Source organism: Novipirellula rosea, from assembly GCF_039541335.1.
Classification (GTDB): domain Bacteria; phylum Planctomycetota; class Planctomycetia; order Pirellulales; family Pirellulaceae; genus Novipirellula; species Novipirellula rosea.
The window spans coordinates 232,922-250,659 of record NZ_BAABGA010000107.1; the positions used below are offsets into that span (position 1 = coordinate 232,922).

The following is a 17,738-nucleotide window of genomic DNA, read 5'->3' on the forward strand; positions in this document are numbered from 1 at the left end:
TGCTTACGCCTCCACGATCACATCCTCTGTCGCCTTCGCCTGACAAGCCAGAATCATTCCCGCTTCCTTCTCCTCCGGTTCCAGACCGTCGTCGACTTCCATTGACACGTTACCCGAAAGCAGCTTCACGCGGCATTCACCACAGGTGCCGACACGGCATGAGTAGTCAATGTCGACACCGATCCGTTCGGACGCTTCGAGAATCGTTTCGTTGGGAGGCATTGAGGTGGACTCGTCGGATGTCGCGAACGTGACCTTCGCTCCCGTCTCTTTCTCTTGGTGAGCCTCCTGTTTCTTTGCAACTTTCGCCTTCGGCTTCTGTGTGGAGCCAAAGTTTTCGGTGTGGATGCTCTCGGCTGGTACTTCCAGTTCAGCGAGCATCGCCTTGGTGGCTTCCATCATGGCCGGAGCACCACAAATATGAATGCGTTTTGACGCGATGTCCGGCACCCACTCGGCCAGCCTCTCTTTGTTCAGATGACCGCTGGTGTAGCCGTTGACGTTTTCCTTAATCCGACTCATCGCGACGTGGACGTGCAGATTGTCAAACTGCTCTTGAAGCCGTTTGATTTCCGCCTCAAAGATGAAGTGTTTTGGGTCACGGCACGCGGCGATGAAATGAATCTCGCCGGGCCACGCCATGTCTGTGAGCGCTCGCGAGATGCTCATCATCGGTGTGATGCCTACGCCGCCGGAGATCAACACGATGTCGTCGGATTCCTTGCCGGAGAAGACGAACTTTCCACTCGGGGCTTTGACTTCCAAAGTGTCGCCGACTTTCACTTGATCATGCAGATAGCGAGACCCCGCGCCTTTGCCTTCACGCTTGATCGTCACCTCGCAAAAGTAACCCTGCGTCGGCGAAGAAGAAATTGTGTAGCTGCGTTTGATCGGTTTCTCGGCAACCGGCAATGTCAACGTCAGAAATTGACCGGGGAGGTAGCTGAACGGAATACCGCCACCGTGGCACGCGACCAGCCGAAACGTCTTCACGTCCTCTGTTTCTTCAATGATCTTGGCAACTCGCAATCGACAGAGCTTCTTCTTGCCAACGCCGAGCAGTCCGTCATGACTGATGCCTTCGGCCTCTTGTTCGGTCGCGCAAGCATCATCGGTGTCACAACAGTTGGGAGTTGGGAGAAGGGAGTTGGAAGAAGGGGAGTTGGGAGCCGATAATTTTTCACTCCCACCTCCTTCACTCCCAGCTCCCGACTTTGCTCCCCCACTCGTCGCTAGACGTTCCAGCAGTGAGGCAGCGCGGCGCATTTTGAAGAAGTACATCCAGACCATGGCCGCCGCGAACAGCACCAAGATCACCATCACGATCGTGTGAAACGGTGTCATGCCCCATAGCCAAGCGTTCGACGCTGCCATTGGTGAACCATCACTCAAGTTCATCTCCCTTTTGAACCACTGAAGGGCGACGCTGCGTGGTGCTTTGCCTTCACGAAGTGCGCGATGGGCTGCCAGACCACTTTCAAAATCGCCGAGTCCTTCGCGAATTTTGGCGGTAGCCGACTGCATTGCCGCGAAGTCATCGCTGCCCGCTGAAGAGGAAAGCTCATCAAAGCCTTCGCTCAGCACTCGGGTTCCGGCGATCATTCTCTGGTGCGCCTCTTGCTCTAGCTCACCACGTCGCTCCATCGGCAAATCGGGCAGTTCCATCAACGACGGGTAGAGGTCTTTCGGTTTGGGCGCACCCATCTTCTCCATCATGCCACCCATTCCGCCACCTCCCATCATCCCACCGCCGCCCTCGCCACCGCCCATCATTCCACCGCCTTTGCCGCCCATCTTTCCCGCCCCTGCTCCATCGGGTGGACCGCCCATGCCCATGCCCATGCCCCCCATTCCTGATCCGCCTTTGCTGCCGGCGGCCTGTTCGGGATGGTGGCTAGCGTGTTCTTCGGGCGATATCTGGGCGTGCAATATTCCGGAAGCAGCCAACCCAATCACCAACATCGTGGCTGCAGGCAAAAGAAAAACGGCAATACGGCTATGCATCGTGCGAACTCTCTTGTTTTGTGTAACGTCGTTACCGCTTTGGATGCCTCAGTCCCTCTGTTTCTTCACGAGCAAACCTAATTGTCATCAATTCGCTTCCGAATTTATTCAGGAAATTTTGATTTGCCGCGAAGGGTTACAGCCTCTCGTGCATCCAAAGATCGCAACACCGGCCCAGAACAGGGCGTTGAACAAGTCGTGATCACGGACGATCCCATGAACCCAATGCTCTTTGGCTTGATGAAACTCGCAGCACTCGTCGCCGTCTTTCTCTTCTCGGCTGGAATGCCGCAGGCATCGGCTTGCCAATGCAAGCATTGCCCGTCAAAAATCGGCTCGTCTGTCGTTGCGGGAGAGTCCGCGCCGGAGTGCTGCTGCGGGACCAACTCCTCGGCACCTTGCCAATCATGTCCTTGCGGGTGCCAGCAAGTTTCACCTGACCAGGGTCTTGAGACACAACTAGAAGTTCCGTCGCTGAACTTCGCGAGCAAGCGAGTTATTGCTTCGCACTGGAGCAGCAATTCACTTTTGCGTGCGGTCCCTCAGCCTTCTCCCGCCGAACTAGCGGGTGCTTCACTTTGCGTTGCCCTTTGTCGTTTTCGTTTGTAGCGCATGTCATTTTTGACGTTGGCCCCACTGCAACAAACCAAACGACATTCTCAAACGGAAAGTGATTTCACAATGATCATGCAAGAGCAATATGCGCCCATCGCAACAGCAGGCTATCAACACAGAGCCACCGAGCCACTCCTAATCGATTGCCCAACATGCGGGCGACCCGCGAAGATTCGCCAGCACCTCGTTGGGGAAGAAGTCGCGTGCGGTCACTGCCACGGCACCTTTGTCGTGACGGAACAAATGAATGGCAAGAAGATCGCACGATCGACAACGCCCGCTCGGAAGCCTTTGAAGCAGGAAACGCCCATTCGTTCGACACCAATACAGCCATCTCGCGAACAGGATAAACTTCCCAAACCGCATCCAAGCCGCCAATCCAAGTCCCATCCCGTCGTATTCATCGTCGAACCACGCGATGAGGTTTACGCTCGATTGGCCGGTGACCTGATCGAAGCTGGCTATCGCGTCGTCAGAGTTTTAACGGCTACGGATGCACTGAAGGCATGCGGAAAGTGTCGTCCCGAGCTCGTCGTGGCGCAGCTTGCCATTCCGTGCCAAAAGGCATGGCAGTTGGCTCCGAAGCTCGTGATGCTCGATTGCGATACCCGGGTTGTTTCATATGGTGCTGAAGTTGCAGTCCACGACTACGCTATGGCCGACTTCTTGGGTATTGAAGAGTTGATCGAGTACAGAGGCGACCTTTTTCGTCTTTCGACAAGGATTCGTCAGGTGCTTGTTAGCGAGTCGCCCGTGCAAACTGAATCGAAATACCGAAGAGTAGCCTAAAGACCGTGTCGCTCAAACAACATAAAAAACAAAATATCGAAGGACCGATTTCATGTGAATTCTGTCACGCAAAATGGGCGAGTCGATTTGCTCGCCCGGAACGAACACAACGATCTCGATTCACCGGACTTCCGGCGGTCGAGTTACCTTGGCGATCGACGCACCGCAAGAGGTCGCCATCCTCCGTGGCGAACTGATTCCGATTGAACCAGGATCGTCAATGACAGCGATTCACTCTCGATGGATGCAAATTCCGCTGCGCGATCAAGCCGAAGAATCGCTTGTTCAAAAATGTCGTCGGACGGTTTGTTAGGCATGGTGTCTCTCAAGTGAAAGCCTGGGCAAGTGAGCGATGCGTGGTGTCGCGTGTCGCTAGTTGGTGTCGGTCGCCATACCAACGAGAACTTGGCGTTGATCGTCGGTCAAAACCTCAGCCGCCTTTCCGACGGCACGAATGAACTCGATTCGGTTGCTCACATTCAGACTGGCGATTTCCTTGGCCTTCGCTTCAATCTTGTTGATGTCCGGCTGATCGGCTCCGGTGAGTTGCCAGAGTTGTTGCTCTGCTTCGTCGATCTTACGTTGGGCGGTGGCCGTTGCCAGTAACGCGGACTCTTTGATTTCATTGAGTTGCTTCTGCTGCTCGGCACTCAGCGTGATGTGTTGCGGATGGTCCAGAAAGAATCCGGTCTCACCGATGTGGTAGAGATGCGAAGCGCCGGGAAAACCAGGAAGAGCCGATGACATGTTCATGCTGCTCATCGAATATGATTTCATGGCGGGATTACGTCCCATCATGCCCATGCCTTTCATCCCCATCATGCCACCAGACATCATGCCCATGCCTTTCTTCTTCATGCCCATTCCGCCCATCCCCATGCCACCGGAATCCACCGACATGCCGCCCGACTTGCTCGATGCGTCGGTGTCCTGCGACATTTCCTTCATGTCTTTTATTCCCCCCATCTTCTTCATCCCGCCCATTGACTTGCTGTCCGTTAAGACGCCGGACATTTCTTGCTTGGAGGCGTCGGTCCCGTAGCGAGCTTGGTGCTGGGATTCCAAAGCGGCCTCCAGTTGTTCTACTTTCGTGCGGAGAGCTTGCAGCTCGGTCTTGAGATCAGAATCTCCCGATGCTGCTGCGGGGGCGGTGTGGTTTGCATGCGTATCGGTAGGGGTTTGCGCGGTCAATGGGCCGGAGGCAATCACTGCGATGAAGGCTGCGAAAACAAAGGTTGCCGGAGCCAAACGTGGATAATTTCTAGTGAACATTTGATGCGATCTTTGGGTTTGGACGGATGGATAGTTGAATGTATTGAAGCCAGGGAACGGCCTTGATACCCTGCAAGGGTATGCCTACACTGCGAAGCACAAATGGGTCAGGTCGCGATATTCGGCGAGACACTGGACCCGAAAATTTTTGCGAACGCGAACCCGCTCCTGGCGAGCTTTTGGCATCGCCAAGTCTTGGTTTTTACGGAACATGGAAAGCTACTGCCTTTGATCCACGATCGAGACACTCAAGCACAGCCAAAACGGATTGGCACGAGCGTTGTGACTGCTGCGAGATCATTCGCTAGCTGCCGCGGCTGCATGCCCTTCGTGCTTGTCGTCCCCGGTCATCTTCATCAGCTTGGCGTGATCTTTGCTGATTTCGTCCAACGCTGTCGTCAACTTCGTGGCCATCTCGCCGCAAACCTTGCCATTGGGCGTGTCCTTGCAGCATTCCATATGCAGCATCTTTTGAGTTTCCGAGGCCGCCGCGAGCTTATCGTCGATGGCTTTGATCTGCTCTATAACCTGCGGGTTCTCGACATACGTCTGGCGAACGATACCCATGTCGCGTTGAATGCCTTGGATTTGCATGCCCAACATTTGCGATTCGGCGTGCGTGATCGCGGGGTTGATCGTCGGGGACTGGGTTGTGTACCTGCCGATGCTTCGCGAATAATCGCGGGCATGTTGGATATTTCGCGACGTGCGTTGATTTGCCCAAAAACCCTTGCCATTGTTTCGGGAAACTTTGTCATTAATTCTCGATTGCGCCGATGCGGGCTGGGCGGCCAGCGATCCAAAGGCGAACATAGCGGCCAGGGCCAGTGCAGCGATTCCAAACGGTTTTGTACTCATTTGCGGGGTTCCTTTGTTGGAAAACCAGGGGATATTTTGGTGAGATCTCTTGCTCACTCTCTGAATTGGATGCTGGGTGAGGTTGCGTCCTTCACAGAAAAAGTTCAATTCCCGCACATTCTCACCCGGCATTCTGGAGTCGCGACTTGTTGAGCGATCCAAGCAAAACGAACGAGCGAACATCGCCGGAAGCTGCCGTTGATTCCACGAAAACGGCAGCATTGATCCGTGAGTGCATCGATGGAAACCATGACGCTATGGGACGACTGTACGATCGCTGCAGCGGGCGTGTTTATGCGTTGATGGTTCGCATTGTGGGTCGCCAGGACGCGGATGACGCCATGCAATTGGCGTTCATGCAGATATTCCGCAAACTTGATTGCTTCAGTGGCGGGTCAAGTTTGGAAACATGGATTTACCGCGTAGCAACGAACGAGGCATTGCAATTTCTGCGACGTCGCAAGAGAGATAACGTCAACACACTTAGCCTTGAACCGGAATCCAAATTGAGTCAAAGCGGACTAAGGCTGGAGGATGCAGAGATGTTGGAAGCTGGGCTTGCAAAGCTTGAGCCCGAGCTACGCGCCGTACTGACGCTGAAGGAAGTTCAAGAGCTTTCCTATGCTGAGATCGCTGAGATCATGAACATCCCCGAAGGCACGGTCGGGTCAAGGTTAAACCGGGCGCGGCGTGAGTTGAAGGACGAACTTGAGAGGCTTGGGTGGAGTTGAAGTGAGTTGGGAGTCTGGGAGTTGGTTTTCCGATACCAAAGAACAGGGCACCCTATGTGGATTCTTTACGCTGCATTCATCGCATTCCCGATCGGGTTCCTGACGCTTTGTCTTGGACTATCCCTACACCTGATTGTGCCGTGTCGCAGGTTTGCGGCAAGGCTTTGCGTATTTGGAGCCTATTGCAACATCATCGGTCTATCTCTTTGCGTCGCATGGACAATGACGTATGAACCATTGCGACTTCTTTCCGTTCCTCTTGCCATCCAAGTTTTAGTTGAGCTGACCGCCTTCTCACTCGCCGTTTTCGCAGTCTTTCGTCATGTCAGATATACGAAAACGCCGTTAAGCACACGACCGGAAGACTAGCCGCTCCCAACTCCCTCACTTCCTAATATGCACATCCAACTGTGCGATCAACCTGGGCGATCGTACCGGCGAGCGTTGCGTTGATGCGGGCGAGTTGGGTCTCGAACATCAGCAACTCGCGGTAGGTTTCGATCAGGGTGAAGAAGTCGGTGCGTTCGCCTCGATAATCGGCGATTGCCAGCTTCAATGTGTCTTCCGTTCGCGGTACCAAGCGGTTTTCATAGATATCGGTTTGTTCGACCAGCGAATCAGCTTGAGCGAGTAGGCGCCGCAAGCGGCCATAGATTTCGTCTCGTTCGGCCTCGAGCCTTTGTTGCGTACTGCTAGTCCGACGACTTGCCTCGCGAACGCCCGCATTGATCTTTTCACGCCAGATCGGAAGCGTTGTTCCCACGGTGAAGCTGAGATTGTCGTGGCCATCGGCGACGCCGCTAAGCACATTGTTTTTGTCGCTGACAATGCCCCAGTTCAGCCCCACCATCAAGTCCGGGTACTTTTGTAAACATGCGAGCCGCTGCTTTTGACGATCACGCTGTATTTCAGCCGCGAGTCCTTGTAGATTCGGATTGCACTGTTCGGCCTGTGCAATCAATTCGTCTAGTTGCATCGGAGCGTTGGCCAACCCCAGTTCGTCAAGTACCTCGGGCATCAGCGACAGAGGTTGCTGCAAAAGGGCGGCAAGATCGGCTTGAGATACTTGTTTCTGCTTGCGTAGCTGGACGAGCTGGTCATCGAGTCGGTCGGTTTCGAGTTGTGCTCGCAGGACGTCCTGCTGGGTGCCGCCGGATCGATAGCGGGCTTCCGCCACCTTGGTTAGGTCGTCAACGAGATCACGTGTCTCTTCGATGATCTGGATCGCTCGCGTTGCGTACCACACCTCGTAGTAGGCTAATCGAACGGACTCAGTGATCTGCCGCTCGATGCGCTGTACCTCTGCCTGAGCCATCTGAGCTTCACGGCTAACGATCGTTCCTTTGGTTCGCAACTTGTCGGGGTACGGAATGCCTTGTTGAAGCGACATTTGGTTGGCGATCCGCCCACCTGCGGTTTGCAATGCATTGTCTTGCAATGGCCAGAAGGTGTTGTTCAGCTGTGGGTCCGGCAGGGCAGTGACTTGTGGGATGCGTTCGTATTCTGCTTGAACACGCTGCCGAGCTGCTTGGATGCTGGGGTGGGCAGCGAGAGCTTGGCGGACGAAATAGTCGACCGGTAGACCGTTTGCAGCAGTGGCGACAGGAATCGCGACCGTTCCCTCTACATCAGAATCTCCGCTCTCTCCCTCTTCTGAACTGTCATTTTCGTCGGTCTGCAGTTCGACGAGAGTCTGATTCGGGTTGCCCATTTCCTCCCCGTTTCTGGTGGCGAGAATGGGCGGATCGAGGTCAAACTGCTGCGCAAACACGATCTCACTTGAAGATGTCTGTTCACCGTATCCAACCATCGTAACGGCGGAATCCTTGCTATTCCGGCTATTTTGTTGATTGACAACGGCATTTGTCTCGACCTCTTCAGCAACCACCTGTGAAGGGGCCGTGTATTGGGACCGGGCCAGCCGAGCAGGCCCGCTGGCACAGCCACCCACGGAAATTGCGATCAAGGACAAAGCCAGCATTTTACGCTTTCGACTGATCGAAAACGTGTTGATTTGTTGAGGTTGCATGACAAACTGGCTCCGTCCAGCTATCCTATTTTACGTGGAAAGTTCGGCGATCAAACAGATTCCCCTTGAACTCTCTAGTCATATTTCCGATATACTCCGTATACCGGGTCTAGGTATCTGTTTCGGAAGGTCAAAGTGTTTCGCTGTCGTTTAATTCGTACCGTCGTTAATCTTTCGCTGATCGTCGTAATGATGATTCAGCCGGGGATGGCGTTGGTATTTGCGAATGACTGCGGGGCGAATTGTGCAAAAACCTTCACCTGCGACGGCTGCGGATGCTGCGAAGTTTCCATGTCGACCGAGAAATGTAATTGTTGCGGTGGCGGCTCCGATGAGCATTCCAGCGACAGTTGCTGCATGGGATCGACCGAGCCAGAATCCTCAACCGATGATCACAGCCGAGGTCGCAGTGATACTCTGGCGCTTAAGGTCATCGTGATCAGCACGGCTGATTCCGTCGTTATGAATGAGTTGGCGACAGCAGAAATGGCGCCAGGTTGCCAGTGCGGCATTGAAAGCCAACCCCTCGGTGACTCGTCACCAATGCGTCCAACGATCCAGCAACGCGATGTGGTTGCGGTTCGTTTCGCTGACTTGGCAACAATCTTTGGCGATGCGGTTCCACGCCCACCTCGCATGGTTGGCAGTGAGAACGCGATTTCACCGCCACACTTCTCTCAAATACAGCTCTGTATTTGGCGTCTGTGATTACGTCTGCTTAGGCAGTTTTATTCGCGTTTCACGATGCGTTTCCACGCCGTAGCGGAAGTCGCCAAGACTTTCTTTGTTCGCTGAACATGCACGTAACTCTTCACGAGTTCCGCTACCTCGAAGAGTCAATCCGTCCACAGAGCCACAGCCTGGAGGAGCGTGACTGTTCGGCGACGAATTCCCTCCGGGTTGTCGTCGATCAGTCGCAACCTTCACTGCTATCACAGCCGACTGTTACCCCAGCTGTCTGGGTCGAGCAGTGCCAAAACCAAAACAAATGACAAGGAGGCATCTACTATGAAAAAAGACAATCCAACCAACGATATCAAGGTTGAAGCAACTGCTTCGTCATCGCCGACACCGCAGTCGGCGAGCGAAATGAAAACCAGTGATCCGAGTGGTAGTATCGCGGCATCGCATTCGAGCGAAGCATCAACGGAAGATCCATCGACTACGGCGCCAATCTCGCAAAGAATCCTCGCGACAGCTACACCCGGTGGCGAGGCAAAGTTCGGCGGTTTCGGTTGGCTGCTTCGTGTCGGTGCGAATGCCGGTGCCGTTACGGTCGTCGCCGCACTTATCCTGATCATGATCGGTGTCGCGCAGCGATTCGATTGGATCACGCCCGATGGTTTCTCTGCTGGTGGTAACAGTAACGTGGTTGCGGACGCGAGTGGCGGCGAAGAGAAGCGATACATATGCCCAATGATGTGTACACCGCCTTCGACAGAGCCAGGACGTTGTCCCGTTTGTGCGATGGAACTGGTCGAAGCGACCGGAGGTGGCGGCGGCGACGGCATTTCTGTCACCATCGAGTCTTCCGCTCGCCGTTTGGTTGGAATTCAAACCGCGACCAGCAAAATGGGAGAAGTAAATCGAACGATTCGCACGATCGGTTCGATTGACTTCGACGAAAGCCGACTATCAACGATTTCCGCTTACATCGACGGCCGCTTGGAAGAATTATACGCCGACTATGTGGGCGTCGAAGTCAACGAGGGCGATGACCTCGCTCTGATCTACAGCCCCAAGCTGTACTCGGCCCAAACCGAGTACATCACCAGCCTGGATAGCAAGTCAGTTGGACGGTTCAGCATGAACAGTCCTAACATGAAAGCGATGGCACGTGAGAACCTGAGCGAACTTGGCATGACAACCGGCCAGATCGACGCACTTCGTGAAAGTCGAAAGCCGCAGTCGCGCATCCGAATCAAGTCACCACAGACAGGAACGGTCTTAGAAAAGGCAGCCGTTGAAGGCGACTATGTTAAAACCGGCCAGAAAATCTACCGCATCGCCGATCTGACTTCCGTTTGGATGATGCTTGACTTGTTCCCCGACGATGCCGCATCGGTTCGGTTCGGCCAACAAGTCGAAGCGGAGATTCAGTCGATGCCCGGCGAAGTCTTTACCGGCCGCGTTGCGTTCATTGATCCGACGGTCAATCCGACGACTCGCACGGTTCGCGTCCGCGTTGAAGTGATGAATTACGACGGAAAGCTGCGTCCGGGCGACTATGCAACGGCTCGCATCAGCGTTCCTGCAATATCGGCCGACATGGTTTATGATCCGGCGCTCGCTGGTAAATACATTAGCCCGATGCATCCGCAAGTGATCCGCGACGAACCGGGTGAATGTCCTCTGTGTGGCATGGATTTGATTTCAACTTCTAAGCTTAACTATGCAACTGAACCAGTGATCGCTCAGCGTGTCGTCACTGTACCACGTGACTCAGTGTTGCTTACCGGTGAGCAAGGCGTCATCTATGTGGAAACTGAGCCAGGACGATTTGAGATTCGTCGCGTCACCGTTGGCGCGATGAACGATAATGATGCGATTATTGTTGAGGGAATGGCTGAGGGCGAGACGGTCGCAACGAACGGTAACTTCTTGATCGACTCACAGATGCAGCTTGCTGGCAATCCGTCTTTAATGGATCCCAGCAAAGCACCAAGCTATTCACCCGGTCCACTCAGGCTTCCCAAGCGTGACCCGGTCATGCTGGCAGGTGAATCAGGCAAGAATTTTGATCGTGCTTACGATGCTTACTTCGAGATTCAATGTGCGATGGCGGCCGACCAGACGCCTCCACCGGTGGCGCTCAACACGCTGCTGGATTCACTAAACAAGCTCGAAATGCTACCAGACGTTCCCGACGCTGCTCAATCGCGATTTGCAAGTGCACGACGAGGATCTTCACGAATGGACGGTTCGCTCGAAACAGCCCGTGAAGCCTACCGCAGTGTCAGCCACGCCATGCTGCATGCCGCAACCGTGGCGCGTGGCCCCAAAACGGCGAAACAGTTGACGCACTATTACTGCCCAATGGTTCCTGGCGGAGGCGGCGACTGGATGCAACCCGGAGGAGACATTCAGAACCCGTATTGGGGCAGCGAAATGCTGACATGCGGCGAGACCGTAAACGACATGTCGCTCGCGGCTAGCAACGCCGTCAGCTTCAAAGTGGTCGAGTTCGGAAACGAATCGGGAGAGATGCAATGAACGATCAAACAGCGCAGCTGGATTTAGTGACTGGAATTTTGAATCATCAAGGAGGTCTGCGATGCTCAATTTGATCATTCGCTTCTGCGTCAAAGAACCATGGCTGGTCGTCTTCCTGACAATCGGGTTGAGCGTGGGCGGTTGGTTCGCGTTCAAAGCGGTTCCGATCGACGCGATTCCCAATGTCGGCGAAAACCAGGTCATCGTGCTAACGCCATGGCCTGGGCGTTCACCGAAAGACATCGAAGATCAAGTTACATATCCCTTGAGCGTATCGTTGCTGGCTGTTCCCGGCGCTGAATCCGTGCGTGGCAAAAGCATGTTCGGCTACAGTTTTGTCCAGGTGACGTTCAAAGACGAAATTGACTTCTATTGGGCTCGAAGCCGCGTTTCGGAACAACTTGGTTCCGCCGCGTCTCAATTGCCCGAGGGAGTCGTTCCGCAGCTTGGCCCTGATGCAACAGGACTCGGACAGGTCTATTACTACACGTTGCAGGCCCCCGAGGAGGGTATGAGCTTGGCGGAGCTTCGCAGCATGCAGGACTTTGTCATCAAGTATGAACTGCAAGCCGTCGAGGGCGTCAGCGAAGTCGCATCAATTGGTGGCTACGTCCGGCAATATCAGATCGAAGTCGATCCCGATAAGCTTCGTTTTTACAACGTCTCTCTCGACAAACTCGCGGCGGCGATCAAGGGCTCGAATGTCGACGTGGGAGCGAAGACGGTCGAAACCACAGGCATGGAGTTTATCGTTCGTGGAAAGGGGTTCCTTGGCACCGACGGCGACAAGAGCAAAGCGATCACGGACATCGAAGAGACCGTTATCCTGCAGCGGGACGGTGTTCCGGTTCGCGTGAGCGATGTGGCCCAGGTCCAGCTTGGTCCCGATTTCCGACGTGGTGCTCTTGATTACAACGGAGCCGAAGCGGTCGGCGGTGTGGTGGTCATGCGATACGGGGAGAATCCTCGCGTCGTGATTGACCGTGTGAAAGCCAAAATCGCGGCTATCACGCCAGCACTGAAGGGTGTCAAAATCCATGGCGTGTATGATCGCAGCGGTTTGATCGACGAAACAATGGCGACGCTGACGCATGCGTTACGAGACGAGATCATCATTACTGCCATCATCATCCTGCTGTTCCTGCTTCACATCCGCAGCAGTTTCGTGGTGGCAATCTGCTTACCCGCCGCCGTACTGATATCATTCATCGCGATGCACTTCGTCGGAGTGGAGGCGAACATTATGTCGCTTGCTGGAATTGCGATCGCAATCGGCACGATGGTCGACATGGGCATCATTGTCTCCGAAAATATCTACCAGCATTTGGCGGATTGGGAGAAAGAAGATGGGGTGATGGTTAGTGGAGCAGATCGAGAGAAGTCGAGAACGGAGGTCGTCTATGACGCAACAGTTGAGGTTGCTCCCGCAGTCGTGACGGCCGTCTTGACAACGATTGTTAGCTTCTTGCCGGTCTTCTTCTTGACCGGGCGTGATTATCGACTGTTCTCACCATTGGCGTACACAAAGACGTTTGCAATCGCCGCCGCAATGATCACGGCGGTGACGATTGTGCCCGCACTCAGCCGAATCATGTTGCGAAGCGCCAACTATCGAAAAGTGAATGCGTTGATCGCGGCGATTTCGCTCTCGGGACTATTGGCTGCAATGTCGCACTTCATGTGGGGCAATGACTTGGGTGGGTACTTCGGTCTGGATTCATGGATCATCACTCTCGCTGCGGGTGCGATTGGCTTCATCGCTGGTTGGCAGTTGCTTCGCGAGCGGATTCGCCCGATCGAAGAAATTCCGTCGAGTCGATTCGTTCGTTGGATTTACGCTGCCCGATTGCGTCACGCTCTGAATCACAAACCTTTTGCTTTGTCGTTTCCGGCGATCCTGCTGGTGATAGGCGTCGGAGCGTACTTTGGCATGCCGATGGTTCTTCAACCCGTTGAAAGAACCGCTCGAGTTTTTGGTGCCGAGCTGAATGATTTCCCAGGCTATGTCGATGCCAAACATGTTTTTACCGGTTTACAGAGTGATGACTGGATCGCTCTGGATGAGGGCAGTTGGTTCTACATGCCGACGCTGTACCCGGCGGCAAGTTTTTCGCAGGCAATGCAGGTGCTACAAACGCAGGATGTGTTGATCGGACAGATCCCCGAAGTTAAAGACGTGCTGGGAAAGATCGGTCGCGTTGAATCGGCACTCGATCCGGCTCCCGCGGCCATGGTCGAAACGTACGTCATGCTCAAGCCCGAAAGCCAGTGGCGTGAGGGCGTCACTGCTCGTGATGTTTGGGATGAGATCAACAAGGTCGCCACGCTGCCCGGTGTCACTCCGGCGTCAGCTCTACAACCGATTGAAGGTCGCGTCGTAATGTTGCAGTCGGGCATCAAGGCACCGATGGCGATTCGTATTTATGGCGACGATTTGACGACGCTTGCGAGCGCTGCGATGGACGTCGCGGGAACGTTGAAGAAGTCACCTGTTATTAACGCGGGAACAGTGAATCCGGACATTGTTCTTGGCAAGCCGTACATCGAATTCACGGTTGATCGTGAGGCGGCCTCACGCTATGGCATGAGTGCTTCCATGGTCAACCAAGTGATTGAAACGGCCCTGGGCGGTATGAATTTGATCAAGACGGTCGAGGGTCGCGAACGATATCCAGTGCGTTTGCGTTACAACCGCGATCTGCGTGAGCGGATTGACCAACTCAACCGTCTACCCGTTGTGACACACAGCGGTGCTGTGGTTCCGCTCGAGGAACTTGCAACCCTGGAAACGACTTGGGGGCCTGGTGCGATCAACAGTGAAAACGGTCGTTTGGTTGCCCACGTTGCCTTCATGGCAAACGGGTCGAAGGGCGATTTGGAATCCGTGACGGCGATTGAGGAACAACTACGTGAAGCTCAATCGCTGCCGCCTTCTCACCCCGACCACCTGGGGCTCCCCGCCGGATACTCGCTCGAGGCCGTCGGTAGTTTTCGCAATCAAATCGAGGCCAACCTTCGATTGATGTGGATCATTCCGTTTGTGATCATGATCAATTTGTTGTTGATCTACTTTGAGTTTCGCAATCTTCCCATCGCGATGGCGGTGTTCACCGGTATCCCGGTCGCCTTCGCGGGAGGAATGATCTTGGTCGCCTGGATGGAGGTTGAGCTAAATACGGCAGTTTGGGTCGGATTCATTGCCTTATTTGGTTTGGCGGTCGATGACGGCGTCGTCATGGCAACGTACATCCATCAACTTTTGCAGAAACGCAAGATCAAGAGCGTGCAAGACATTCGAGACACCGTCTATGAAGCCGGTTTGAAACGCATTCGCCCCTGCATGATGACGACGGTGACGACACTTGCAGCTCTGATTCCAGTGCTGATTGCAACCGGTCGCGGAGCTGACGTCGCTCGCGCGATGGCGATCCCCGTATTCGGTGGAATGCTAGCCGAGCCGTTCACGTCGTTCATTGTTCCAACGCTCTATTCGGCGTATCTAGAAATGAAAATGCGATTCGGAATGAAGGATGAACTTTGGGAGGAAACCGAGGAAGTGCCAAAGGAGGAGATTATAAAAGCAGCTTGAGGGTAGAGAAGGGAGATTGCCAGACTCCCAAAATCTTTTTTAAAAACTCGTGAAGAAACCGGGTCGCGAAAGCATCCAACCACCAACCGACGCGACCCAACGGAATTGGTCGCAAACGAATGACAAGGACTAAAACCTGATGAAAAGCAACATCTTACTCACTGCCGCACTGATCGCCGTCGCTTCGGCGTCAACCGTCAAGGCACAGAACTATCACGCGGATCACAACCACGCGATGCCTAGTCAAACGGCGAAGGCTCAAACGGCTGGTCCTCGCGGTGGCTCATTGAAACAGGCCGGTGCCGTCCAACTCGAAACCGTCGTGTCGCAGGGTGGCATACAGATGTTCGTCTATGACCAGAATGGACAACCCGTTTCGGTTGATCGTGGTCGTGGTGCTGCGTCTGTGAGAGTCGAAGGCAACGCGAAACGCTACCGCTATGACCTGCTGCCAGATGGCAAAGGTGGTTTAACCGCACCCGTAAATCTTTCGCAGATTGCGGGACGACAAATCGACATCGACATTCAATTGGTTGGCATCGAAGCAGCTGGTGGCCAAACATTGAAGCTCAATGAAGTCGCAACGGTTCCGGCCAGCGAACTTCAGCTTGCCGCAGCCGCAATTGCGAGACAGAAGATTTGCCCAGTCAGTGGCAAACCACTTGACAGCATGGGTGATCCCGTTGCTGTGGACGTGGATGGTCAGCGTGTCTTTGTTTGCTGTGGTGGCTGCGTGAATGCGGTGAAGTCTGACCCGGCGAAGTACGCCGCCGGTCGTCCGCAGATCACGGTCGCAACCGCAACGGCTGCCGACGCCGACGCCATTGCTCGTCAAAAGGTTTGCCCCGTCATGGACGAACCTCTTGGTGGCATGGGCACTCCGATAAAGGTCACGATTGGTGATAAGCCAATCTATCTTTGCTGCAAGGGCTGCATCAAAAAGATTGAGGCCGAGCCCGCGAAATACCTGGCGATGGTCTACGGAGACCAAAAGGCAAGTGCGGGAGTTGAGACTGTGGGAGCAAATGCTTCTAGCTCCAACATTGAGGTGACTTCCGCCACGCAAGCCGACGCCGCATTGATTGCCCAGCAGAAGAATTGCCCGGTAATGGATGAACCGCTTGGAAGCATGGGCGATCCCATCAAAGTCATGGTCGGGGACAAACCTATTTTCTTGTGCTGCAAGGGTTGCATCAAAAAGATCAAGGCTGACCCTGCGAAGTACCTCGCCATCGTGTACGGCGGCGGCTCGGCGGGTTCTGTCCCCGCGGGAACAGAACAAGTGCGAGCTGGTATCTTCAAGGTCAGTGCCGAGGATGCTCCGTTCATCGCCGTTCAAAAGAAGTGCCCCGTCATGGATGAACCGCTCGACGCAATGGGCGGCCCCTACAAAGTCCATGCTGCTGGCAAAGCGATCTACATTTGCTGCCCAGGTTGCGCAAAAAAGATTGCTGCTGAACCTCAGAAATGGTTGGCCGTTCTCGCACAGCAAGGAGTCAACGCACCAACACTTCGATAGGCGGAACTGGAAACGGATTGGCGAGGTAGCTCATCGGATGAAAGCGACTTGCATCTGTTTTCGCTAAAACGCGGGGGCGGTGTCCCTGGAAACTGCGGCTCGTTCGCGGTCGATAGTCACGCCGTCCCCGCCCTTTTAATCTCTTGAATGACACGGATTGTCAAATTGAATACGAAAGCAAAACACATCGCGATCCTGCTGGCCCTGGGTGGCTTACAATTATTAACCACAGGTTGCGCCACGAGCCGTTTACCCTGGCTGGCGAAAAATGAAGAGACTTCGTCCATGGAAAGCTACATTGCTCAAGCGGCGTCAAGCATTCAGTACGACACAGATGTTGACATGAAACAGGATTACAAGTCGAGTGCCCAGCCGGCATCAAGTTACACGGCTCCTCCCACTCGAACCGCGTCGTTATCAAGTGGCGGATCGGACGGAAGTTGCTCTAGCGGATGCTGCGACTGATGCGTTTCTTGACTCGAATCGTTTACCTTCCCTATCGGGTAGTGCGTCGTTTTGCCATTGCGAACGTCTGCTGCTTTTTTGCGGCAGAGTTCAGCGACTTGGAGACTACGGATTTACTCGACGGCTTGGTCTTCACCGAACTCACGCCTTCAATACTCATTGCGTTGCGTAAGACCTATCCCGAGAAATTCGGTTCCGAACATCTGGACTTACTAGAAAAAGGGCAAGCACGAGGGTTCGCGTTTTTTGATGGCGAGTTGCTAGCCTCGTCCATTTGGATGGCGCAAGGAAATATTCCGGGCGAGATCAACCACGACGGAAATCATGCGACTCAGTTGCCACTTTATCTTCCCAATGGAATGGCGTACGTCTTTAGTGTCTTCGTCTTGCCCGAATATCGCGGTCGGCGATTGTACGCATCCATGATCTCTCAATTGACGAAGCTACTATCCAGTCAAGGCTTCACCAGACTGATGTTGACAACCGAAGGCTCTAATCACCGTGCGTTACGTAGCATCCGGCGAATGGGCTTTCAATTTCTCGGTCGTAGTATGCTCTTTGGCATCGGTGGTTTCACAATAGCAAAGTATCCACCGCAACCGATGTCCGGTGGCATCCAATTCGGACGCTATGTAGGAGATCAACGACTTTAAA

The 17,738-nt window shown here is 54.2% G+C and carries 12 protein-coding genes and 1 pseudogene; 8 read left to right on the plus strand and 5 right to left on the minus strand.

Features of this window, described 5'->3' with window-relative positions:
• Nucleotides 1-3 precede the first annotated feature (3 nt).
• The gene (locus ABD971_RS31210) at nucleotides 4-2,004 is read right to left on the minus strand and encodes a 2Fe-2S iron-sulfur cluster-binding protein (RefSeq protein WP_345327611.1); all 2,001 of its coding nucleotides are present in this window, start codon (nucleotides 2,002-2,004) and stop codon (nucleotides 4-6) included.
• A 1,050-nt stretch (nucleotides 2,005-3,054) separates the two neighbouring features.
• Here ABD971_RS31210 and ABD971_RS31215 point away from each other — a divergent pair.
• Entirely contained in the window at nucleotides 3,055-3,408 is a 354-nt protein-coding gene (locus tag ABD971_RS31215; RefSeq protein ID WP_345327613.1) for a hypothetical protein, read from the plus strand.
• Between the two features lie 73 nt (nucleotides 3,409-3,481).
• Nucleotides 3,482-3,547: pseudogene (locus tag ABD971_RS36140) on the plus strand (hypothetical protein); the annotation flags it as partial.
• A 4-nt stretch (nucleotides 3,548-3,551) separates the two neighbouring features.
• On the opposite strand, the gene ABD971_RS31220 reads toward ABD971_RS36140, so the two are convergent.
• From ABD971_RS31220 to ABD971_RS31230, 3 genes are all read right to left on the minus strand, one after another.
• The gene (locus tag ABD971_RS31220; RefSeq protein ID WP_345327615.1) at nucleotides 3,552-3,725 is read right to left on the minus strand and encodes a hypothetical protein; all 174 of its coding nucleotides are present in this window, start codon (nucleotides 3,723-3,725) and stop codon (nucleotides 3,552-3,554) included.
• A gap of 55 nt (nucleotides 3,726-3,780) precedes the next feature.
• Nucleotides 3,781-4,680, minus strand: coding sequence for a Spy/CpxP family protein refolding chaperone (locus ABD971_RS31225; protein WP_345327617.1), 900 nt, complete (start codon nucleotides 4,678-4,680; stop codon nucleotides 3,781-3,783).
• Nucleotides 4,681-4,977: 297 nt separating this feature from the next.
• Nucleotides 4,978-5,538 carry a hypothetical protein gene (locus tag ABD971_RS31230; protein WP_345327619.1) on the minus strand — a complete coding sequence of 187 codons (561 nt, stop codon included), beginning with the start codon at nucleotides 5,536-5,538 and terminating at the stop codon, nucleotides 4,978-4,980.
• Between the two features lie 149 nt (nucleotides 5,539-5,687).
• On the opposite strand from ABD971_RS31230, the gene ABD971_RS31235 reads away from it, so the two are divergent.
• Nucleotides 5,688-6,269 (plus strand): RNA polymerase sigma factor, encoded by a 582-nt coding sequence (locus ABD971_RS31235; RefSeq protein ID WP_345327621.1) that lies wholly within the window; start codon nucleotides 5,688-5,690, stop codon nucleotides 6,267-6,269.
• A 391-nt stretch (nucleotides 6,270-6,660) separates the two neighbouring features.
• Here ABD971_RS31235 and ABD971_RS31240 read toward each other — a convergent pair whose 3' ends face one another.
• Nucleotides 6,661-8,298, minus strand: a complete 1,638-nt coding sequence (locus tag ABD971_RS31240; RefSeq protein WP_345327626.1) for a TolC family protein — start codon at nucleotides 8,296-8,298, stop codon at nucleotides 6,661-6,663.
• A gap of 291 nt (nucleotides 8,299-8,589) precedes the next feature.
• Here ABD971_RS31240 and ABD971_RS31245 point away from each other — a divergent pair, with 291 nt between their 5' ends.
• The 5 genes from ABD971_RS31245 to ABD971_RS31265 all read left to right on the plus strand — a co-directional run bounded on the left by ABD971_RS31245 (nucleotide 8,590) and on the right by ABD971_RS31265 (nucleotide 17,737).
• Nucleotides 8,590-9,006 carry a membrane or secreted protein gene (locus ABD971_RS31245; RefSeq protein WP_345327628.1) on the plus strand — a complete coding sequence of 139 codons (417 nt, stop codon included), beginning with the start codon at nucleotides 8,590-8,592 and terminating at the stop codon, nucleotides 9,004-9,006.
• A 591-nt stretch (nucleotides 9,007-9,597) separates the two neighbouring features.
• A complete protein-coding gene (locus tag ABD971_RS31250) occupies nucleotides 9,598-11,511 on the plus strand; it encodes a heavy metal-binding domain-containing protein (protein WP_345327702.1) in 1,914 nt (637 codons plus the stop codon).
• Nucleotides 11,512-11,572: 61 nt separating this feature from the next.
• Nucleotides 11,573-15,100: an efflux RND transporter permease subunit gene (locus tag ABD971_RS31255; RefSeq protein WP_345327630.1), complete on the plus strand. Its 3,528-nt coding sequence runs from the start codon at nucleotides 11,573-11,575 to the stop codon at nucleotides 15,098-15,100.
• A gap of 139 nt (nucleotides 15,101-15,239) precedes the next feature.
• On the plus strand, nucleotides 15,240-16,619 hold the full coding sequence (locus ABD971_RS31260; RefSeq protein WP_345327632.1) for a hypothetical protein: 1,380 nt from the start codon (nucleotides 15,240-15,242) through the stop codon (nucleotides 16,617-16,619).
• 464 nt (nucleotides 16,620-17,083) lie between these two features.
• A complete protein-coding gene (locus tag ABD971_RS31265) occupies nucleotides 17,084-17,737 on the plus strand; it encodes a GNAT family N-acetyltransferase (RefSeq protein ID WP_345327634.1) in 654 nt (217 codons plus the stop codon).
• Nucleotide 17,738: the final 1 nt, after the last annotated feature.